We start from the raw sequence: 21,672 nt of genomic DNA, 5'->3' as shown, positions 1-21,672 counted from the left end.
CGGTGTAGCCGTGCGGCTTAACGTCGGCGTCGAACGACATTTTCGTCATGAGTCAGGAGTGGACCGTTGAGCGTGGACTGGACGCAGGAGTACGACGTGATCGTGGCCGGATCGGGAGGCGGCGGCATGTGCGGCGCCTACACGGCCGCGCGTGAGGGCCTGTCGGTCCTCCTGGTGGAGGCGTCCGACAAATTCGGCGGAACCACCGCCTACTCGGGAGGCGGAGGCGTGTGGTTCCCGTGCAATCCAGTGTTGATGCGGGCGGGAACCGACGACACGATCGACGACGCCCTCACCTACTACCGATCGGTGGTCGGCGACCGCACCCCGGCCGACCTTCAGGAGACCTACGTCCGCGGCGGCGCGCCGCTCATCGACTACCTCGAACAGGACGACAACCTGAAGTTCGAGATGCTGCCGTGGCCCGACTACTTCGGCAAGGCGCCGAAAGCCCGCCTCGACGGGCAGCGCCACACGATGCCGACGCCGTTCCCCGTCTCCGATGCACCTGCCTACAAAGACGTGGTGCGCGGGCCGCTCGATGTCGACCGGCTCGGGGCTCCGACCCCCGACTACTACATCGGCGGACGCGCTCTGGTCGCCCGCTTCCTGATGGCTCTCGAACCCCGCCACAACGCGACGCTGCAGCTCAACACGGCTCTCGTCGACCTCGTGACCGAGAACGGCGAAGTGACCGGCGTGATCGTCGAGCGCGACGGAAAGCGTGAGGCGATCCGCGCTCGCCGCGGCGTGCTGCTCGCGACCGGCGGGTTCGAGAGCAACGACACCATGCGCGCCGAGTACGGTGTGCCCGGCGTCGCCCGCGACACGATGGGTCCGGCGACCAACACCGGACAGGCCCACCGGGCCGGCATCGCCGCTGGTGCAGACACCGACCTCATGGATCAGGCGTGGTGGTCACCCGGTCTGACGCACCCGGACGGCCGGTCGGCGTTCGCGCTGTGGTTCACCGGCGGCATCTTCGTCAACCAGAACGGCGAACGTTTTGTGAACGAGTCCGCGCCGTACGATCGCCTCGGCCGCGACGTCCTCGATCAGATGGCCGCCGGCGAGGTGACGCTCCCGTTCTGGATGATCTACGACGACAAGGAGGGCGTGGTGCCGCCGTGCAAGGCGCCGAACGTGTCGTTCTCACCCACCCAGGAGTACGTCGACGCGGGCCTGTGGCACACGGCGGACACCCTTGAGGAGCTCGCCGCGAAGATCGGCGTCCCCGCTGATGCTCTCGTCGCCACCGTCGAGAAGTACAACGGCCACGTCCCGACCGGTGTCGATCCCGACTTCGGGCGCGGCGACGAGGCCTACGACCGAGCCTTCTCCGGCGGCGAACCGCCTCTGGTGACTGTGGACCAGGGGCCGTTCCACGCTGCGGCGTTCGGCGTCTCTGACCTGGGGACGAAGGGCGGGCTCACAACCGACGTCACGGGCAACGTGCTCCGCGCCGACGGTTCCGCGATCAAGGGCCTGTACGCGGCGGGCAACACGATGGCCGCGCCCAGCGGCACCGTCTACCCCGGTGGCGGCAACCCCATCGGCACGTCGATGCTGTTCAGCCACCTGGCCGTTCGTGCGATGGCCGACGCGAAGCAGGAGGTTTCGGCATGAAGACCGAATACGACGTCATCGTCGTCGGCAGTGGTGCGGGCGGACTGACTGCGGCCTTGGCCGCCGCGGACCGGGGTCTGTCGACGCTCATCATCGAGAAGGCCGACGTCTACGGCGGCAGCACGGCGCTGTCGGGCGGCGGCGTGTGGATCCCGAACAGCCCCCAACTGGAGCGCATCGGCATCGTCGACAGCCGGGAGAGCGTGCGCGGCTACCTCGACTCCATCGTCGGAGATCACGTCCCGTCGGCGAATCTCGACGCGTTCATCGACGAAGGCCCGAAGATGATGGCCTTCCTCGACCGCAGTCCGCACCTGAAGTTCCAGTGGTGCACCGGCTATAGCGACTACCACCCGGAGAATCCCGGCGGCAGGCCCGAAGGTCGTTCGGTGGAGCCGCTGCCGTTCGACATCCGGGCACTCGGCGAGGACGCCGACCTACTGCGTTCGGCGGCCCTCGCCACTCCCCCGGGGCTGTACATCACGCAGAAGGATTTCGTGCAGCTCAACATGGTGACGCGCACGTGGAAGGCGAGGCGGCAGGCGCTGAAGACCGGCGTCGCCGCCGTCATCGCCGTAGCCCGCAAAGCCCGCATGGAGACGCTCGGTCGGGCGCTTGCGGCCCGACTGCGGCTGGCGGTCAAGGACGCCCACATCCCCTTGTGGTTGAGCACTCCGATGGAGTCTCTCGTCACCGATGAGACCGGAGCCGTCACGGGTGTCGAGGTGACGCGCGACGGCTCTCGTCTAACCCTCACCGCACGTCGTGGCGTGATCCTCGCGACCGGCGGGTTTGAACACAACCAGGAGATGCGCGATCAGTACCTCCCCGACGGAGCCGGGCCGAACTACAGTGCGGCGTCGAAGGACAACACCGGAGACGGAATCCGCGCGGGGCAGGCGGTCGGCGCCGCAGTCGATCTGATGGACGACGCCTGGTGGATGCCGTCGATGCAGCTTCCGAACGGCGTGATGCAGGTCTTGGTCGCCGAGAGGTCGATCCCCCGCTCGCTGATCGTCGACACCTCCGGCCGTCGATTCACCAACGAGGCGTCCCCGTACGTCACGTTCACTCACGCGCAGCTCGAAGGCGGACACGTCGACGCGTGGTTCGTCTTCGACTCGCGGGCGAAGAACCGCTACCCGGTCGGCGGCATCATGCCCGGCCAGAAGTTCCCGGCGTCGTGGATCGAGGACGGCCTCATCCACGCCGCCGACACCGTCACCGAACTCGCACAGTCGATCGGCGTCGACCCGGAGGGTCTGGGCGCCGAGGTGACCCGCATCAACGAACTCGCCGACCGCGGTCACGACGACGACTTCGGCCGGGGCGACAGCGCGTACGACCGGTACTACGGCGACCCCTCGCTCCCACATCCCGTGCTCGACTCGGTCGATCGTGCGCCGTACTACGCGATGCGCATGCGGGTCGGGGATCTCGGCACCAAGGGTGGCCTCGTCTATGACGAGAACGCACAGGTCACGCGTGCAGACGGCTCGATCATCGACGGCCTGTACGCCGTCGGCAACACATCCGCCGCGGTGATGGGCAACGAATACGCGGGCCCCGGCGCCACGATCGGACCCGCGATGACATTCGGGTGGATCGCAGCCAATCACGCCGCCGACAAGCCCGCCGAGCAGCGGACCGCACAGCCGGCGGTCTCCGAATGACCACCGGAAACATCGTCCAGAACGGATACGTCGTCGACGATCTCGACGCTGCCGTCGAACACTGGATCCGGACCACCGGAATCGGACCGTGGACAGTGTTCCGCAACGTCACACTCGACGGCGAGTTTCGCGGTGAGACCACAACAGTGACGATGAACGTCGCGATGGGCTACAGCGGCGAGCTGCAGGTCGAGCTGATGCAGATCACGTCGTCGACCCCTTCTCCGTACGCCGATGACGACGGGTCTCCCCTGCTCGGGCTCCACCACGTCGCCTGGATCACCGACGACCTCGACGCCTCCATCGCCGCCGCGGAACGCAGCGGACTGTCCGTCCTGTTCCGCGCAGGCAACGAGATGACACGCGTCGCCTACCTGGAATCCGCTGACCAGCCGGGTCTGGTCGTGGAGTACATCGAGGGCGGCATGATGCGCGAACTGATCGCCGCGGGCGTCGCCGCCGCCCGCCACTGGGACGGGACCGATCCCGTCCGTGAACTCGGCTGACCCAAGCCCAACCACACAGGAGAGCCACATGTCCGAACCCGACATCCACGCCACCATCCGCACCTACCTGGACACCGTCGCCACCGGCGACGCTGCGGCCGTCGCCGCGCTCTACGCACCCGACGCCACCCTCGAAGACCCGGTCGGCTCCGACGTCCGGCGTGGCCGCGACGCGATCGCCGAGTTCTACGGCGGCCTCGCAGGCGCCGAACTCACCACAGAGCTGCTGACCGCGCGTGTCTGCGGACTGCAGGCCGCATTCGCATTCCGCGTCGTCACGACCGCAGGCGATGCGAAGTACGTCGTCGAACCGATCGACGTCATGACGTTCGACGCCGACGGCCTCATCACGTCGATGCGTGCCTTCTGGGCGCCGTCCGACATGACCGTCGCCTGAGCAGAGAAGGTGTGAAACATGCACGAGATAAGTTGCGGGACCTGCACAAATAGGGTCCTGGTTGAGAAGTTCAGCCCGACGCACACGAGCGTGCAGTGGCTCGACGATTCGCAGAACGCATGCCACGAGTTCGCAGAGCGGGTGGCGCGCGGCGAGAAGACTCAGAACATCCCCACGTGCATCGCCTTGCGCGACGCCATCGAGGGGGCCGTCCGCGACGGCAGGCTCGGCACCGCCGACCTCCGTCGGGAGCCCGTACCCGGCCTCATCGGCTGACACCAGAACATCCACTTCAGGAGTAGAAACATGACGGACGTCGACTACGACGCCACTCTTCGTGAACTGCAGACGCCTCAGGGTGTGCTGCGCTATCACGAGTACGGCGACGGCCCTCCCCTCGTGCTGCTGCACGGCTCGGGCCCCGGCGTGACCGGCTGGCGCAACTACCGCGGCAACCTCGGCCTGTTCGGCGAGCACTTCCGGTGCCTCGTCCTCGAGTTCCCCGGCTTCGGCGTGAGTGACGACTGGGGCGGCCATCCCATGGTCACCGCCGGAGCGGCGCTCGGCGCGTTCGTCGATGCGCTCGGGTTGGACACGTTCGACGTCGTCGGCAATTCGATGGGCGGAGGCGTCGGCATCGGCTACGACATCGCGAACCCGGGCCGCATCCGACGGCTCGTCACCATCGGCGGCATCGGGCGGAACATCTTCAGCCCGGGTCCCGGTGAGGGCATCAAGCTCCTGCAGGAGTTCACTGAGAACCCCACCCGCGAGGGCCTGATCCAGTGGCTGCATTCGATGGTCTACGACCCAGCTGTCGTCACGGACCAGCTCATCGAGGAGCGCTGGGCGCTCGCGACCGAACCCGGCACGCTGGAGAGCGCGCGCCGCATGTACGGCAAGGCCGCGTTCGCCGCGATGATCCAGGCGATGAACGCCTCGGACGCGCCCCCGCAATGGGCGATGATGCACAAAGTGTCGGCGAAGACCCTTCTGACCTGGGGTCGAGACGATCGTGTGAGCCCACTCGACATGGCCCTCGTGCCGATGCGCACCATCCCCGACGCCGAGCTCCACGTGTTCCCGAACTGCGGACACTGGGCGATGATCGAGGCAAAAGCGGCATTCGAACGCACCGTGATGGGCTTCCTGCTCGAGTCCTGATCAGTAACTGACCTTTCGACGCAGAAGCGAACTCCGCTCGAGGAACGTGCGTTCCTCGAGCGGAGTTTTCACTGCTCCGAGCTTCCTACTGCTCCTTGACCGCCCTTCGTCTCGCTGCGCTTCGCTCAGGATCCGCGAAACGAGCCGAAAGGCCGTGACCTCACCGCTGAGTGCTGCCCGCGTCGACGGGGAGAGTCACCGCGGTGATGTAGCGGGCCTCATCGGAGGCCAGGAACAGGCATGCGTTGGCGACGTCGACCGGCTCGATCCACGGGATGTCGAGCATGTTCATCGTCCTGGCCGATGCCGCGAACTCTTCCTCGGTGGGACTCCGGTCGAGGTCGGGCCGGAACCCGCGAGCGACGACGTCGTTCCGGATCATCGGCGTGTTCACGTTGGTCGGATGCACGGTGTTCACTCGGATCCCATACTCGGCCGTCTCCTGCGCAAGTGAGCGCATCAGACCGACCACACCGTGCTTGGCCGCCACGTAATGGCCGACTCCGTACAGTCCGCGCAGACCTGCGATGGAACTGATCAACGTGATCGATCCGCCACCCCGCGTGATCAGGTGCGGCACGGCGGCCTTCGTCGTCTGCCAGACGCCGGTCAGGTTGACGTCGATCATGGTGCGCCATTGATCGTCGGTCATCTCCGACGTCATGCCGCGCGACGTGATTCCCGCGGTCGCGCACACGGTGTCGAGCCCGCCGAGTTCGGCGACGCCGGCGTCGACGGCAGCGCGCAAGGCGGTGCCGTCGCGGACATCGACGACGCCCTCGACGAACCGTCGTCCCTCCGCGCGGACAGCCGCCGCGGTCTCAGCGAGGTCGTCGCGCGTCGCATGCGGGATGGAGACCGTGTCGACGGGACCGCACAGGTCGACGCCGATCACGTCGGCGCCCTCCTGCGCGAAGCGCACCGCCTGCGCGCGTCCAATGCCGCGTGCCGCGCCGGTGATCAGCGCGACCTTTCCTTCTAGACGTCCACTCATGTCAGATCACTTTCTGGGTCAGGCCCGCGTCGACGACGATCTGGGTTCCCGTCACGTAGCGGGACTCGTCGCATGCGAGGAAGAGGACTGCGTTGCTCACGTCTTCGGCGTCCACCCACGGCACCGGCAGCAGGTTTCGGCCGCCGAGTTCGCGCGCCGCGTCGTCGAGGGTGGGATTGTCGAGGTCGGGACGCAGTTTGGCGAACACCTCGTCGTTGAGGATCATCGGCGTCGCGACCGAGCCGGGGTTCACCGTGTTCACTCGGATTCCGGAGGCGCCGAGTTCGTTGGCGAGCGTCCGCATGAGTCCGACCACCGCGTGTTTGCCCGCGGAGTAGTGCGCCACCCGTGCGCCGCCCTTGTGCCCGTTGACGGAACTGATGATGACGATGGACGCTCCCGACTTCAGGTGCGGCAGCGTCACCTTGACGGTGTTCCACACGCCCGTGAGGTTGACGTCGATCGGCCGCTGCCAGTCCGTGTCGTCGAGTTCCCACGACAGGCCCGCTGTCGGGTAGATCCCGGCGTTCGCCACTACCGCGTGCAGCCGTCCGTCAGCGCCGATGGCGTGTTCGACGGCGTCCCGAACGCTGTCCTGCGAGGTCACATCGGCGTGCCCGAGGGTGCAGCGGCCGCCGACACCTGCGATGAGATCGGCTGTCTCGGCAAGGCCCTCGTCCGCGGCGGGAAGGTCGAGCGCGACGATCTCCGCACCCTCCTGCGCCAGCCGGACCGCATGGGCCCGGCCCATGCCGCTCGCCGCGCCCGTCACGAGCACGACCTTTCCGTCCATTCGTTTTGTTGATGAGGTCATTCGCCGAATGTAAATCGGGACGGGCACCCGAATGGGTGTCCGTCCCGATCAGCGGAACCTAAGGTGTCAGGCGAAGCCGGGCAGGCCTCGGACAAGCGCCCACATCTGTGCGCGAGCGGCGGGAGTGAGTGAGAACTGCGCGAACGTCAGGACGCCGTGGAACAGTCCGTCGAAGCGATGGAAGGCGACGGGGACTCCCGCAGCGCGGAGTGTGTCCGCGTACTCCTCGGCGGAGTCGCACAAGGCGTCGAGTTCGGCTGGAGCGATCACCGCTGGCGGCAACCCTTGGTGCGAGGACGCCCGGGTCGGGTCCACAAGCGACGAGTCACGCCCGGCGGGAGCGTAGTTGTTCCAGTACCACTCGAGCGACGCAACGTCGTTGTAGTAGCCCTTGGCGTACTCCGTGTACGACGCGGTTCCCGAGCCCTCCCCGAGCACCGGGTAGATGAGGATCTGGCCGGCGATCCGCGGCCCGCCCCGGTCGCGGGCCGCGATGCTGACTGTCGCCGACAGGTTTCCTCCGGCACTGTCTCCGGCGACGGCGATGCAGGACGGGTCGCCTCCGAACTCGCCGATCGACGCCGCAGCCCACTCGACGGCGGCATACATGTCCTCCATCGCGGCGGGGGCTGGATTCTCCGGTGCGAGCCGATAGTCGACGGACACGACAACGGTCTCGGTGTTGTGCGCCATCGCCCGGCAGAACTCGTCGTGAGTGTCGAGATTGCAGAACACGAAGCCGCCGCCGTGCGCGAACACGATGACGGGCAGCGCTCCGGTCCGCTCCTGCCGATGCGGGACGTAGACGCGGAGCGCGAGCGGTCCGCCCGGTCCGTCGATCGACAGGTCGGTCAGTGACGCGAGATCGGGTTCGGTGACGCGGGGTCCGCGGCGTGCTTCGATCGCGGCGCGGGCCTCGGCGCCCGTCATCTGCGACACCGTCGGAAACCCTTCGTCGAGTCGTGCGAGCATCTCCTCAACGTCGGGATGCAGGTCGGTTCGGCGTGTGCCCATGTCGTCTCCTCGTCGGCGGTCACCGCACGCTAACGCGGCGGAAAGGCCAACCTCGACGCCCGCTCCCGCCCAGCGGGATCAGATCCGCGCGAAGCTCCCGAGCAACTCCGCACTCTCTTGCGAGTCCAGCGGCGTGGAATGCTCCCCGAGTCGGCGGCGAAACGTCCCGCCGACCTGAAGACGCCTCGATCTGGGGACCAGCGCACACGACGCTGCAGAGTGCGCCGACCCTCACAAGTCTGCGGTTACTCCTGAGTTACTCCTGCGCTGCGAGATCCCGAGCAAGCGCAGGCCAGGTGCTGTGGAGCTCACGCTCCCAGTACTCCCATGAGTGGGTCCCGGTCGGCCGGACGGTGAGGGTCGAGTCGACGCCGTTCGCGACGAGCGCCTGCTGCATCTGCTGTGTGCAGCTGTCGACGACCGCTTCGATGACTCCACCCATCAGCACCTGATCGATCAGCGTCGCCGGGTTCCCGTCGATGAGGCGTGCGTTCGGGACGTCGTACCGACCGGGCAGTCCGGTGCCGGTGGTCATGTAGACCTTGACGCCCTTCAACTTGTCCGCGTGGAGGAAGGGATCGTTGTCCTTCCAACCGGGGCCGTCGAGCGGTCCCCACATGTTGGTGATGTCGCCGCGGCCGCGGTCGCCGACAACGGTCCGGATGTACGCCTGGCCGAGCGGATCACTCGTTCGCGCGCAACCACTGAACGCGGCGACGGAGCGGTACAACTTCGGCGCGGCGATCGCGAGGTTGAACACCGACGTGCCCGCCATCGAGATGCCCGCGATCGCATCCGCACCGGTCGTGTTGAACGCCTCGTCTACAAGCGGAGGGAGTTCCTGCGTGAGGAACGTCTGCCACTTGTTCCGCCCGAGTACCGGATCGTCCTTCTGCCAGTCGGTGTAATAGGAGAACGCCCCGCTGTTCGGGGTCACGACGTTGACGTGCTTGTCCGCGAAGAATTTCTGGTAGTCGGTCTTCGCCTTCCACGTCGCCGAGTCCTCGCCTCCGCCCGCGCCGTTCAAGAGGTAGAGGACGGGTGCCGGACGAGACGTGTCCTTAGGGCGAAGGACAGTGAGGGGAATGACTCGCCCCATCGACGCCGAGTACACCTCGAGCAGCGTCTCCTGCCCTGCGACGACGGCCTTCGTCACGATCCGCGACGGCAGTTGCGCGGTCGCTGGCGCAGTCGACGACGGCGTGACCGCCGGTTCGGCCGACGCGACGCCGGTTCCTGCGCAGGCCACCGCCAGCACCGTCAGCGCTACCGCTCCTCGTACAACAGACCGTCGCATCATCCACCCCATTAGCCTCATGCGAAACAACTGTCACAGATTCTAGCGCGTTGACGCGCTCACAGGAAACGACAGAACAGCTCTGGGGTGGGTTTCAATGCGGGAGTTGGCGAGGGCAACTAGTAACGTTCCAACAAGCCAGAACCGCGCCCGCAGAGGCGCCACGCCAGACGAGACGGACTTCAACGCGACATGTCAGACACCGAAACAGGCACTCCAGAGAAGAAGCCTGCGAAGAAGGACCGCCACCTCTATCAGATCGACTTCGTTCGACTGGTGACGTTCGCGGGAGTGATCCTCGACCACGTGATCCTGGGCATGGCGCCGTACACGGCGATCATCGCCCAGGGGGCCGGCCTGATCCTGCGGTACACCCGGTACTGCTTCTTCGCGTTGACCGGGTTCGTTCTGACCTACCAGTACCGGAACCGTGATCTCCACGCCCCGACGTTCTGGCGTCGTCGTTTCAAGCTGATCGGCCTGCCGTTCCTTGTGTGGTCGCTGTTCTACTGGTTGAACAAGCACTACCAGAACGGCGGCGTCGACAACGTCTTCGCGATCTTCGACGACAGTCACACGATCCGACTCGCGATCAAGAGCTTCGCGTACGACCTCATCACCGGTCACGCCGCGTACCACCTGTACTTCCTCTCGGTGAGCATGCAGATCTACGTCGTGTTCCCTGCGGTCCTGTGGGTCATCAAGCGGACCTGGGGCTACCACCGCTATCTGCTGGCTCTGAGCGCAGCAATCCAGGCGTGGTTCATGTTCCAGATGGTCCGCGACTACCCGAAGTCGTTCCTCGGCCTCGATGTCTCGTCACTCTTCGAAGACACACCGCTCGGCACACTGTGGCGGTACTTGCCGATCACAATCCTGCCGTACCAGTTCTTCATTTTTGCCGGCTGCCTCGCCGCGTACCACTTCGAAGCCTTCACCGGCTTCATGCAGAAGTACCGCTTCTACATAGTCGGCGCAGCCTCGGCGACGATCATCGCAACGCTCGTGTACTTCAAGGGCAAGGCGAACGGCGCAGTCGACATGCCCGACCCGGCCGCAGGCACCGAAGAGATGTTCCGCGCGACGAACGTATTCATGCTGCACAATGCGTTCCTCTTCCTGTCGGTGATCTGCATCCTCTTCATCGGCGGAATGGCGTGGCAGGCACGACGCCGCCCGGGATCGCTGGCCGACACGATTCTCCGCAAGGGTTCGGACCGCTCGTTCGCGATCTACCTCGGTCACGTCATCGTGCTGTCAGAGGTCATGTCGACCACCCGCCGGTGGGACAACTTGTCGCTGGGCATGAACATCTTGATCACGTACGTCATCACGCTGATCTTGACCGTTTTCCTCGCCGAAGTGCTACGCCGCAGCCCGGTGAGCCTGGTGACCACCGGTCGCGAACGCGAAGACTGGCGCAAGCAGACACCGGCCAAGTCCGCAGCTGTCGCGATTGGCGCAATCGCCGTCGGGGCCGCACTCCGCGAGTGGGCCGACACGTCGATCGGTTCACTCATCGCCGCTATCGGCGTTCTGCTCCTATGGTCGGCCGCCGTTGTCGCCACCAGACAGTTGTCTGAGACTCGCGAAGAGCGCGCAGCCGATCACTCCGCGGCACTTGCTGAGCCGGCACCGTCGCAGGTGGATGAGATCGACGATCCCGTCACCGACATCCCCGTCGACGACGAGACCTCCGCAAGCGTTATCGACAAGAAGGACTGACAGCTCGACCCTCACATCAACGCCCGGCGACATTGTCGCCGGGCGTTGCTTTTGACATCTGATCGAACTAATTGACGAGAGCACTATGATTTTTGCCACAATAGCCTACACTGGAGATAACAGCAAAACCGGACACGCTCCGAGGCCCATTGGAGGGAGGCGAACGCCATGACCAGTACCTTCGATCTACCCGATTCGCCTCTTGAACTCGCCCGCCTGCAGGACGCGGTGGCCGTGAAGTTGTCGTCGGTGTCGCTGACCCCGATGACCGACGACGACGTGCTGCACATGTCCGACGTGTTCGAGCGTTCGAACCGTCGGTCCGACGGCATCGGCGCCCGCCTCTTCGCCGAGGTGGCCACGCGCGGCGCGTACCGCAAAGCAGGTGCCCAGACGCCGGGCAAGTACCTGACCTCCGCGCTGCGCCTGGGCATCGGCGCGAGCAAGCGCCGTCTGGCCGCGGCGTTGGCGCTAGCCCCGATGTACAACTACTCCGGCGACCAACTCGACCCGACACTGCCGGCCACCGCAGCCGCGGTCGCCGACGGCGACCTCTCGGTCGACCACGTCAACGAGATCGTCGCCGTGATCGAGGAGATCCCCGCCGCCATCCCGGCAGACGACAAGGCCCGTGCCGAGGCCGAGCTCGCCGAACTGTCCCGCCAACTGACCCCGGAGGGCACCCGCGAAGTCGGACGCCGCATCCTGGCTCACCTCGACCCCGACGGCTCCCTGACTGACGACGCCGACCGCGCCCGGACCCGCGGATTCGCGATCCAACCGCAGGACAAGCGCCTGATGTCCAAGATCCGGGCACAACTGTCGCCGGCGCTTCGAGCCAAGCTCGAAGCAATCCTCACCCTCTGGGCAGAACCCGGGATGAACAACCCCGACGACCCCGAATCACCCCGCGGCGCCGCCTACGGCGCCGACGCCGAGGCACTCTCCGCCGCCCGCGAACGGGATGTCCGGTCGCAGTCCCAGCGCAACCATGACGCACTCGAAGCAATGCTCGACCACCTCCTCGCCAACGGCGCCCTCGGCGACTCCGTCGCCCTCCCCTCACATTTGGTGGTCACCGCATCGCTCGAAGACCTCGAAAACCGGGCAGGTGTCGCGGTCACCGCGACCGGCACGCGCCTCCCGGTCACCGATCTGGTCGACATCGCAGCCGACGCCACCCCATGGCTCGAAGTCTTCGAAGGCCAGTCCTCGCAGATTTTGCACTTCGGGCGTGGCCGCCGCCTGGCGTCACTGGCCCAGAGACTCGCGTTGTTCGGCAGGGACCGCGGGTGCACCGCACCCGGCTGCACCACCCCGTGGTCACGCACCCAAGCCCACCACATGCCCGACTGGCACGACGGCGGACCCACCGACATCAATCATCTGGGCGGGGCCTGCGGCAGGCATAACCGCAGCGTCTCCACCAAGCCCGGCGGATGGGAAACCACCATCCTCACCACCGGCCCCTTCAAAGGCCGGGTCGGATGGCGACCCACCGGCTCCAACCAGCCGTGGACAGTCAACCACTCCCTCCAACCGGAGAAACTCCTCCCGGCGATCCGGGCCACCAAGTCCGGGTCGGCGGTGGAGAAATGGCTCTCGTGCCGAATCCCGGCACCCCCGCCGGGACCGCCGGCCCCACCAGGGGCCGACGTGGTCCGGTACCCCGCCTGAGCTGGTCAAGCGGGGACACCGCCATACCTAAAGCTCACGTGGAACGAGGCCCGAGAACTAGCGCGGACGGAGAGCGTCTTCGACGAGCTTCGCGACGCCGGCCTTGCCAGCGGTTGTCGGATGGTACGGCGGGCGGCCGGGGAAACCCTGCAGCCACGGCTCGGGCGAGCACACGGTGTGCGCCTTACCTGCCTGTGACGCCTGCACGAGGGTAGAACCGGTCGCACGCGCTGCGCGAGCCGTGACTCCCGCGAGAGTATCGGCCACGACGCTGGCCTCGAGGACCTCCCACGGGGCGAGCGGCAGTCCCGGGCAGACGATGTCGGCAGCAGATACGACAGGCAGGTAGTCGACGAACACGATCCGTGCCTTGGGTGCGCGCTTGTGAACTTCCCGCGCGATGGCGATCAGGTTCTGTTCCACCGTCGCGAAGTCAGCGGGTGTCGGTGCCGGTGACGGAATTCGTGACGCATTGCAGTGCACCGGCGTCAGGCCCGACATCGCCAGGTTCACGCAACTCTGCACGCCGAGGCGGCCGATGTAGCCGACATCGTTGCCGCCGCTCGTGATCGTGACAAGAGACGTGTCTGCTGTGACGGCGTTGATCTGGGCCGGCTTGTGATACCGCTTAGACGGCTCCAGAATCTCTGACGTCGTCGATCCGGCGCAGGTCACGTCCATCAGCCGGTAATGCATGGTCTCGGCGACACGACTCGGGTAATTGTCGTCGCTGCGTCCACAGTTGTTGACGCCACGCTTGTTGGACGACGGCCCCGAAGCGAACGAACTTCCCATCGCCACGTACTTCGGCAGCTCTGCCTTCGGATGTGCTGCAGCCATCGTCGGCGTTGTCGAGGCACCGCTGTGAGCGTCCCGGGAAGTCGCGATCGCCACGCCGAGACCCGCCACAAGCGCCATCGCAACGATGACGATCATGACGCGCGACAGCTGGAATCGAGACGAGGACATGACGGCTAGTTTCCCATGAGAACCTGTGAAGTTGCCGAACGTCGACACGACCGAGTGTGTGATGTTTGCCGCGCATCGAGGCGGCCGCGCCGTTCACTCGACCCCTAGGCACCTGTGTGTGAGCGCCCAGCGTCGCCGATCGGACATTGACGCCATTCCTGATGTAACTCGCCTCATCGGACCGCTCGGGGCGCCGGAAGAAGCGAAGAGGGCCCGACCGATGCGGTCGGACCCTCTTCTGGAAGATGACGTCAGTGCTGCGGCGGCGGGCCGTAGCCCTGCGGCGGCGGGCCGTAGCCCTGCGGCGGCTGCTGCCCCGGATACTGCTGCCCCGGAGCACCCTGCGGCGGCACCGGTGGGAAACCGCCCTGCGGCTGGCCCAGCTGCTGCCCGTAGTTCGGCTGGCCGAGGTTCGGAGCACCAGGCGGTACCGGACCTGGCTGCGCAGGTCCGGCCTGTGCGAAGCCAGGAGCACCACCAGGCGCAGCCGGGCCGGTGAACATAGCACCGGCTCGCGATCCACCGAACTTCTCAGGCGCCACTGTCAGCAAGACTGCCAGGGCTCCCACCGCGAGGGCCGCGAGCGAGGCCAACAACGTCAGCCACAGACCGTACGACGCTCCGCTGTCGACACCGGCACCGGCCGGTGTGTCATTCATCGTGCCACCGAACGCACCGATCGGGTCAGCGACGAACACGATCGCGGTGATGGTCGCAGCGACACCCGCGACAGCCGCGATCACAGCACCGATGCCGGGGAACTTGCGGATGACGACGAGTACTCCGCCTGCGATCAGGAGGACACCGAAAACGATCATCCACACGCCGGGCTTGCCGGGGCCGTCCTCGTCACTGTTCAGTTCGTCAGCGGTGGGCGCAGACTTGAGGATCTCGTCCTTGACGGAGTCCGGCAACGATCCGGGAAGGTCAACATCAGTCGAGACATCCGCATCGCCGAGGCCGCTGATCGACATCTCAATCTTCACCGTCATCGATTCGCCGCCGAGCGAGTTCGATTGATTGACTGAGATCGACGCCCACGTGAGGAAGCTGAACACGACAAGCAGCAAGCCGATGACGGCTGCCGCGGCCCCAACGATCAAGCTCTTCTGATTCGGCGCGGCGGTCGGCGCAAGGATCGCCTGGACCGGCGAAGCCTTCACTGGGGCCACGCCGAACGGTGGAGGTCCCGGCTGCTGAGGATTCGGTCCCGCAGGATACTGCGGGTTGGGCGGACCGTAAGTCATGGAATCTCCCCGACGTAGTGACGAATCATGCACCCGACAGGGGTGCGCTGACTCATCACTCTAGGAGACGCCCGCCACTCTCGCTCGAACGAGGTCATTCGTTCACTCGACCGCGACAGACGACGGCGGCCGGTGGGAAGTGCACCCACCGGCCGCCGTACTGCTGGATCTATTGCAGATCAGGCCACGTCGTCGCCCGAACCTGCGGTCTTGGTCAATTCCACAGCGTCGTCGGGGATGTTCCGCGGACGCTCCGAACCGGTGAAGGTGAAGTGCGCGTCTTCGCCGTCGCTTTCGCCGTCCCAGCCTTCGACATCGACCAGGATGATCTGGCCGCCCTTGATCTCCTCGAAGAGGATCTTCTCGGACAGCTGGTCCTCGATCTCGCGCTGAATGGTGCGACGCAGCGGACGAGCACCGAGCACCGGATCGAAACCGCGCTTGGCGAGCAGGTTCTTCGCCTTCTCGGTCAGTTCGATCTCCATGTCCTTGTTCTTGAGCTGCTTCTCGACACGACCGATCATCAGGTCGACCATCTCCAGGATCTCGTCCTGCTTGAGCTGGTGGAACACGATGACGTCGTCGATGCGGTTCAGGAACTCGGGGCGGAAGTGCTTCTTCAGCTCGTCGTTGACCTTGTTCTTCATGCGCTCGTAGTTCGAGCCCTTGCCGTCGTCCTTGCTGAAGCCCATTCCGACGGCCTTCGAGATGTCGGACGTTCCCAGGTTGGACGTGAAGATCAGGACAGTGTTCTTGAAGTCGACTGTGCGTCCCTGACCATCGGTGAGACGGCCGTCCTCCAACACCTGAAGCAGCGTGTTGTAGATCTCCGGGTGCGCCTTCTCGATCTCGTCGAACAGGACCACGGAGAAAGGCTTACGACGAACCTTCTCGGTGAGCTGCCCGCCCTCGTCGTAACCGACGTAACCGGGAGGCGCACCGAAGAGACGCGACGCGGTGAAGCGGTCGTGGAACTCACCCATGTCGATCTGGATGAGCGCGTCGTCCTCGCCGAACAGGAAGTTCGCAAGAGCCTTCGACAGCTCCGTCTTACCGACGCCGGACGGGCCGGCGAAGATGAACGAGCCCGACGGACGCTTCGGGTCCTTCAGACCTGCGCGGGTACGACGGATCGCCTTCGAGACGGCCTTGACGGCGTCCTCCTGGCCGATGATCCTCTTGTGCAGCTCATCCTCCATGCGGAGCAGACGCTTGGTCTCCTCCTCGGTGAGCTTGAAGACGGGGATGCCGGTCCAGTTGCCGAGGACTTCGGCGATCTGCTCGTCGTCGACCTCGGAAACAATGTCGAGGTCGCCTGCACGCCACTGCTTCTCACGCTCGGCCCGCTCGGAGACCAGCTTCTTCTCCTTGTCTCGGAGGCTGGCCGCCTTCTCGAAGTCCTGCGCGTCGATCGCGGACTCCTTCTCCTTGCGGGCGTCGGCGATGCGATCGTCGAACTCGCGGAGGTCTGGCGGCGCGGTCATCCGGCGGATGCGCATGCGCGCGCCGGCCTCGTCGATGAGGTCGATCGCCTTATCCGGAAGGAAGCGGTCGTTGATGTAGCGGTCGGCCAGCGATGCGGCGGCCGCGAGCGCACCGTCGGTGATGGACACCTTGTGGTGCTGTTCGTAGCGGTCGCGCAGACCCTTGAGGATCTCGATGGTGTGCTCCACCGACGGTTCGCCGACCTGGACCGGCTGGAAACGGCGTTCCAGCGCAGCGTCCTTCTCGATGTACTTGCGGTACTCGTCAAGCGTCGTGGCGCCGATGGTCTGCAGCTCACCGCGGGCCAGCTTCGGCTTCAGAATGCTGGCTGCGTCGATCGCACCCTCGGCGGCGCCGGCACCGACGAGCTGGTGCAGCTCGTCGATGAACAGGATGATGTCGCCGCGGGTATTGATCTCCTTGAGGACCTTCTTGAGGCGTTCCTCGAAGTCACCGCGGTAGCGGCTGCCCGCGACCAGGGAACCCAGGTCGAGGGTGTACAGCTGCTTGTCCTTCAGCGTCTCGGGGACATTGCCCGAGACGATGGCCTGCGCGAGGCCTTCGACGACGGCGGTCTTGCCGACGCCGGGCTCGCCGATGAGGACCGGGTTGTTCTTGGTACGACGCGAGAGGACCTGCATGATCCGCTCGACTTCCTTCTCACGGCCGATCACCGGGTCGAGTTTGCCCTCGGACGCCGCCGTGGTCAGGTTGCGGCCGAACTGGTCGAGGACCAGCGACGTCGACGGCGTTCCGGAGTCGTTGGAGCGACCGCCGGTGCCTGCCGTTTCCGGCTCCTTGCCCTGGTAGCCGGACAGCAGCTGGATCACCTGCTGGCGGACCCGGTTGAGGTCGGCGCCCAGCTTGACGAGGACCTGGGCGGCGACGCCCTCGCCCTCGCGGATCAGTCCGAGCAGGATGTGCTCGGTGCCGATGTAGTTGTGACCGAGCTGCAGCGCCTCGCGGAGGCTGAGCTCGAGAACCTTCTTCGCGCGCGGCGTGAACGGGATGTGCCCGGACGGGGCCTGCTGGCCCTGGCCGATGATCTCCTCGACCTGGCTACGGACGGCCTCAAGCGAGATGCCGAGCGACTCGAGAGCCTTCGCCGCCACGCCTTCACCCTCGTGGATGAGGCCCAGCAGGATGTGCTCCGTGCCGATGTAGTTGTGGTTGAGCATCCGCGCTTCTTCCTGCGCCAGGACGACAACCCGGCGTGCGCGGTCGGTGAACCGTTCGAACATTGTTCTCCCTCGATTGCTTGCGCCCCGGTCGCTGCCACGTCAGCCGTGGCTGTAGATACGACCAGCCCTGCCTTCACTCTAGTGCTCTGGCCGAACTGTGCCTGCATTACGGATGCCCCTGACGGATGCCAAGGCCCGCGATGGGGGTCTGAGGTTGACAACGTCGCACGCAGGCACGATGTTCCCGAACATGTACGCCGTGAGCGAACGACACTCAATGCGCGCATCGGATCCCTCGAATTGGCCCGAACGGGCCACAGCGCGCAGGTCGGGAGTGTTAGCGTCCGAGACGAGCACGACTTCTCAGACGGGGTGGGCGGAATGCGGATCGATCATGCTCGGAGACGACCGCGGACACGGTTCGCGCCGATCACACTCGCGGTGATTCTGGCTCTTGCCGGGTCGATGCTCTCCGCGCCGCCGGCCGAGGCCGCCAACCACTTGTTCCCGGACATCTCCGATGTCGCCGTCGACCGCGCCGACTGCGGTCCGGGGTCGCTTCCCGAGAAGGGGATGCAGGGCCTGGTGAGCGCAGAGGACCGGAACTCGGGCCGGTCGCGTCTCGGCTATCGCTGCAACGTGTCGAAGGTCGGCGGGGTCCGAGGCGCCGGAGGCGGCATCGTCTCGGCCACCTACGACCATTGCAGCTACACGGGCAGCCTGTTCCCCGGCAACAACCTCGTCCGCCAACCCGGTGTGCAGGTGGTGAACGTCGCCGACCCGGCGAACCCGAAGGTCGTCGGATCACTGACATCGCCCGCCATGCGCGGCGGCACGTGGGAGACGTTGAAAGTCAACCGGAAGCGCAAGCTCCTCGCGGCGACGGCCGTCCCGCTGCTGTGGGGCGGTGGATTCTTCGCCGTCTATGACATCTCCGACTGCGAGCACCCGAAGCTCCTCAACTCCGGTCCCGGAACCGCCACGCCACTGCCGTTCACCTCGCACGAGGGCGGATTCTCTCCCGACGGCAAGACGTACTGGGCGTCAGGCGTCTTCCCCGGCCACCTCAGCGCCATCGACATCTCCGATCCGCGATCGCCGAGGGTGATCTGGCAGGGTCTGCACAGCTTCCTCGGCCATGGTTTCGGCATCTCTCCCGACGGCAACCGCATGTACCTGTCGAACATGGCCGGAATCACCGTCCTCGACATCAGCTCGGTTCAGCGGCGCGCGCGATTCCCCCAGGTCAAGCACCTCGCCGCCTATCTGTGGCCGGACGGGCAACTCAACCAGCACTCGATACCGGTGATGATCGGCGACCGACCGCACATCATCACGGCCGACGAGGGCGGCTCCGGCGGCGTCAAGGTGTTCGAAGTGACGAAGGTGAACAGCCCGAAGTACGTCGCGCAGATCAAACTCGAGGTGAATCTTCCGGCGAACCTCGACACCAATCTCCGCTCGTCGATGGGCGGCAGCTTGTTCTCGTCCAACCCGCACTACTGTGCCGTCGACCGCCCGAACGAGCCGACGACTCTCGCCTGCTCGTGGGAGTCGTCGGGCATCAGGGTCTTCGACATCAGGAACCTGAAGAACATCTCCGAGATCGGCTACTACAACCCGCCTGCCCAGAAGAACGCGACGATCGCCGACCTGCCGAACTCGCCGCACGTCCTCGGATCGATCATCGGCGTGCCCGCCATCGAGTTCCTCAGTCTCGGCATGTCGATCGTCAACGGAAAGGTGAAACTCGACGATGCGCTCGGCCCTCGCTCCGGGATGATCGTCGGCGGCGACATGTCGACCGACTGGTGCTTCTCGCCTCCGGAGTTCCACGGACAGCAGGTGTGGACGACGTGCGCCGACGGCGGCTTCTACGCGTTGGAGCTGAGTCCACGGATCTACACGCCGCCCGCCGACCAGGAGTCGACCATCGGATGACCCGACGTGCGATGACTGCCGCGTGCGCAGTCGGCGTCGCAGTGCTGCTCGTGATCGCTGGCCTGTTCGCGGGCATCGCCTGGGAGAACCACCGCACCGAGGCCCGCTCCCACGAACCACGGCTCGTTGACGTCGGGTTCGCGCAGGACATGAGCACCCATCACGATCAGGCGATCCTGATGGCGCAGACTCTCTCCCGCGACGTTGAAGCCGACGTTCGCGGCCTCGCCGACCGGATCGTCGCGACGCAGACCGCGGAGGCCGCGACCATGCGCGGTTGGCTCGACTGGTTCGGCGAACCACTCACCTCCAACGAGCCGATGTCGTGGATGCATCCCTCCGAGCACGACGACCACGGCTCGACCCCGCCGATGGACGACGACTCTCCGCCGATGCCCGGCTTCGCGAGCTCCGACGACCTCGCCCACCTCGCCTCCGCCCGCGGAGTGGACGCCGAGGTGTGGTTTCTCCGACTGATGATCCGACATCACGAGGGAGGCATCGAGATGGCCACCGCGGCACAGAACTCCGATGAGGCGTCCGGCGCCACCCGCCGTCTGGCGCTCGCCATGATCACCGAACAGGGCGACGAGATCGGCCAGATGACCCTGATGCTGAAGGCGCGGGACGCCGAGCCCCTTCCGCCCGCGTGATGTACTGATCGCATGTCGATCCGGAGCACCCTCGCACGTATGCCGTTCGGGATGGGAACCGTGGCGGCGGTCGGTGCCGTGGCCCTCGTCGTGACAGCGGGTGTCGTCCTGATGCCTGGCGACTCCGTGTCGTCAGACGACGCCGCGCACGGTGTGCTCGAGGAGTACACGTCGGCGCCGACCGAACAGTGGACTCTCGACGACACGTCGCTGCCCGGACTCACCGGCGACGGAGACGTAACGATCGCCGACGTCCACCGCGGGGACTGGCTCGTGTCGTACACGGCGGGCATCCGGCGCCAGTACGTGTTGGTCGACGCGGGTACCGGGTCGCTTCGGTGGGACGCACCGGTCAACGCGGGTTTCGGTGCATGCGCGTTCAACAACGCAGGCCAGGTGGGCTGCGCCGTCCGCACCCGCACCGACGGACCCGACAACGGGTTCTACCTCGTCTCCGACTCCGGATCACTCGAGCGCCAGACCGACGAGACCGACACGTCGGCCCTCGTCGGCCTCGCATCCGACTTCGTGCACGTCAACAGCACCCGCTACCAGGTGTCACGCCGCACGGTCGACGGCGAGGTCCGGTGGAGTCGGACCTTCGCGTCGGCGGCCACCCCGTCGTACACCGACGGCGTGCTGGTCGTCCAGAACACCGACGGCAGCGCGCAAGTCATCGATCCGCTGACCGGCGACGACGTCGTCGCCTGCCGGACGTGCACGGTGCAGACCTACCCGACCGGGGTGCTCGTGTCCCACGACCCGCTCGGCCGCGCGTCCGTCGACTTCCATCCCGTTGTGAACGGCGTCGTCGAAGCCGAATCCGTGCGCACCGCGCAGAGCCAGTCGCTCGTGTCGGGGCCGTCGACGCTGCCGGTACTCGGTGCTGCGGGCGACCAGTCGATGGACACGCACGGCCGCTATCAAGTCGTCGACCCAGCGACCGGTGACGCGCTGTGGCAGGTGAACGACAAAGAACTGTCGAAGGTCCACACCCGACCTTGCGGTCCGCTCGTCACCGTCGCCCGCAAGGACCGCTCGCGTGTGTTCCTGTCGCTCGCGGAGGGGTCCGTGACCGGTGAGCTTCCACCACCTGCGTTCGGCGACCCGTCTGCAGACATCGACAAGCTCTCCTGTGTCGGCGCCTCCGACGACATCGCCGTCTTCACCGACGGGAGTCAGCTCACCGCGTACCGTCCGTCGACCGGCTCGGTTGCGTGGACGTATCCCATCGGCGGCACCGCCTACGACATCGACGGCCGGATCGCCCTCCAACAGGGATCAACACTCACTGTCCTCGCGCCTTAGG

The 21,672-nt window shown here is 66.1% G+C and carries 18 protein-coding genes; 11 read left to right on the top strand and 7 right to left on the bottom strand.

What is annotated here, in order from left to right; all coding sequences use genetic code 11:
- Window positions 1-72 precede the first annotated feature (72 nt).
- From JVX90_RS01310 to JVX90_RS01285, 6 genes are read left to right on the top strand one after another with little or no spacing between them, the layout of a single operon-like run.
- The gene (locus tag JVX90_RS01310; RefSeq protein ID WP_205330692.1) at window positions 73-1,626 is read left to right on the top strand and encodes an FAD-binding protein; all 1,554 of its coding nucleotides are present in this window, start codon (window positions 73-75) and stop codon (window positions 1,624-1,626) included.
- Window positions 1,623-3,299 (top strand): FAD-dependent oxidoreductase, encoded by a 1,677-nt coding sequence (locus JVX90_RS01305; protein ID WP_205330691.1) that lies wholly within the window; start codon window positions 1,623-1,625, stop codon window positions 3,297-3,299. The genes JVX90_RS01310 and JVX90_RS01305 overlap by 4 nt, the downstream gene beginning before the upstream one ends.
- Entirely contained in the window at window positions 3,296-3,805 is a 510-nt protein-coding gene (locus tag JVX90_RS01300) for a VOC family protein (protein WP_205330690.1), read from the top strand. The genes JVX90_RS01305 and JVX90_RS01300 overlap by 4 nt, the downstream gene beginning before the upstream one ends.
- 28 nt (window positions 3,806-3,833) lie before the next feature.
- A complete protein-coding gene (locus JVX90_RS01295) occupies window positions 3,834-4,202 on the top strand; it encodes an SgcJ/EcaC family oxidoreductase (protein ID WP_205330689.1) in 369 nt (122 codons plus the stop codon).
- Window positions 4,203-4,220: 18 nt separating this feature from the next.
- Window positions 4,221-4,478 (top strand): hypothetical protein, encoded by a 258-nt coding sequence (locus tag JVX90_RS01290; protein ID WP_205330688.1) that lies wholly within the window; start codon window positions 4,221-4,223, stop codon window positions 4,476-4,478.
- A 30-nt stretch (window positions 4,479-4,508) separates the two neighbouring features.
- Window positions 4,509-5,366, top strand: a complete 858-nt coding sequence (locus JVX90_RS01285; protein ID WP_205330687.1) for an alpha/beta fold hydrolase — start codon at window positions 4,509-4,511, stop codon at window positions 5,364-5,366.
- Between the two features lie 160 nt (window positions 5,367-5,526).
- On the opposite strand, the gene JVX90_RS01280 is transcribed toward JVX90_RS01285, so the two are convergent.
- From JVX90_RS01280 to JVX90_RS01265, 4 genes are all read right to left on the bottom strand, one after another.
- Window positions 5,527-6,360 carry a mycofactocin-coupled SDR family oxidoreductase gene (locus JVX90_RS01280; protein ID WP_205330686.1) on the bottom strand — a complete coding sequence of 278 codons (834 nt, stop codon included), beginning with the start codon at window positions 6,358-6,360 and terminating at the stop codon, window positions 5,527-5,529.
- Window position 6,361: 1 nt separating this feature from the next.
- The gene (locus JVX90_RS01275; protein WP_240194004.1) at window positions 6,362-7,174 is read right to left on the bottom strand and encodes a mycofactocin-coupled SDR family oxidoreductase; all 813 of its coding nucleotides are present in this window, start codon (window positions 7,172-7,174) and stop codon (window positions 6,362-6,364) included.
- A gap of 66 nt (window positions 7,175-7,240) precedes the next feature.
- Window positions 7,241-8,188, bottom strand: coding sequence for an alpha/beta hydrolase (locus JVX90_RS01270; RefSeq protein WP_205330685.1), 948 nt, complete (start codon window positions 8,186-8,188; stop codon window positions 7,241-7,243).
- 256 nt (window positions 8,189-8,444) lie between these two features.
- The gene (locus JVX90_RS01265; RefSeq protein ID WP_205332218.1) at window positions 8,445-9,485 is read right to left on the bottom strand and encodes an alpha/beta hydrolase family protein; all 1,041 of its coding nucleotides are present in this window, start codon (window positions 9,483-9,485) and stop codon (window positions 8,445-8,447) included.
- Between the two features lie 192 nt (window positions 9,486-9,677).
- Between JVX90_RS01265 and JVX90_RS01260 the strand changes: the two genes are divergently transcribed.
- Both JVX90_RS01260 and JVX90_RS01255 read left to right on the top strand, forming a co-directional pair.
- Window positions 9,678-11,210 carry an acyltransferase gene (locus JVX90_RS01260; protein ID WP_205330684.1) on the top strand — a complete coding sequence of 511 codons (1,533 nt, stop codon included), beginning with the start codon at window positions 9,678-9,680 and terminating at the stop codon, window positions 11,208-11,210.
- 168 nt (window positions 11,211-11,378) lie between these two features.
- A complete protein-coding gene (locus JVX90_RS01255) occupies window positions 11,379-12,887 on the top strand; it encodes an HNH endonuclease signature motif containing protein (protein ID WP_205330683.1) in 1,509 nt (502 codons plus the stop codon).
- Between the two features lie 57 nt (window positions 12,888-12,944).
- Here the strand turns inward: JVX90_RS01255 and JVX90_RS01250 are convergent, their stop codons facing one another.
- The 3 genes from JVX90_RS01250 to JVX90_RS01240 all read right to left on the bottom strand — a co-directional run bounded on the left by JVX90_RS01250 (window position 12,945) and on the right by JVX90_RS01240 (window position 17,829).
- Window positions 12,945-13,856 carry an SGNH/GDSL hydrolase family protein gene (locus tag JVX90_RS01250; protein ID WP_240194003.1) on the bottom strand — a complete coding sequence of 304 codons (912 nt, stop codon included), beginning with the start codon at window positions 13,854-13,856 and terminating at the stop codon, window positions 12,945-12,947.
- Between the two features lie 251 nt (window positions 13,857-14,107).
- On the bottom strand, window positions 14,108-15,103 hold the full coding sequence (locus JVX90_RS01245; RefSeq protein ID WP_205330682.1) for a hypothetical protein: 996 nt from the start codon (window positions 15,101-15,103) through the stop codon (window positions 14,108-14,110).
- 179 nt (window positions 15,104-15,282) lie between these two features.
- Window positions 15,283-17,829 (bottom strand): ATP-dependent Clp protease ATP-binding subunit, encoded by a 2,547-nt coding sequence (locus JVX90_RS01240; protein WP_205330681.1) that lies wholly within the window; start codon window positions 17,827-17,829, stop codon window positions 15,283-15,285.
- Between the two features lie 321 nt (window positions 17,830-18,150).
- Here JVX90_RS01240 and JVX90_RS01235 point away from each other — a divergent pair, with 321 nt between their 5' ends.
- From JVX90_RS01235 to JVX90_RS01225, 3 genes are read left to right on the top strand one after another with little or no spacing between them, the layout of a single operon-like run.
- The gene (locus JVX90_RS01235) at window positions 18,151-19,710 is read left to right on the top strand and encodes a hypothetical protein (protein ID WP_205330680.1); all 1,560 of its coding nucleotides are present in this window, start codon (window positions 18,151-18,153) and stop codon (window positions 19,708-19,710) included.
- Complete coding sequence (locus JVX90_RS01230) at window positions 19,707-20,363, top strand: DUF305 domain-containing protein (RefSeq protein ID WP_205330679.1); 657 nt, start codon at window positions 19,707-19,709, stop codon at window positions 20,361-20,363. The genes JVX90_RS01235 and JVX90_RS01230 overlap by 4 nt, the downstream gene beginning before the upstream one ends.
- 12 nt (window positions 20,364-20,375) lie before the next feature.
- Window positions 20,376-21,671, top strand: coding sequence for a PQQ-binding-like beta-propeller repeat protein (locus tag JVX90_RS01225; protein ID WP_205330678.1), 1,296 nt, complete (start codon window positions 20,376-20,378; stop codon window positions 21,669-21,671).
- Window position 21,672: the final 1 nt, after the last annotated feature.

The organism is Gordonia sp. PDNC005 (genome assembly GCF_016919385.1).
GTDB lineage: Bacteria > Actinomycetota > Actinomycetes > Mycobacteriales > Mycobacteriaceae > Gordonia.
This window is presented reverse-complemented; position numbering and strand designations above follow the sequence as displayed.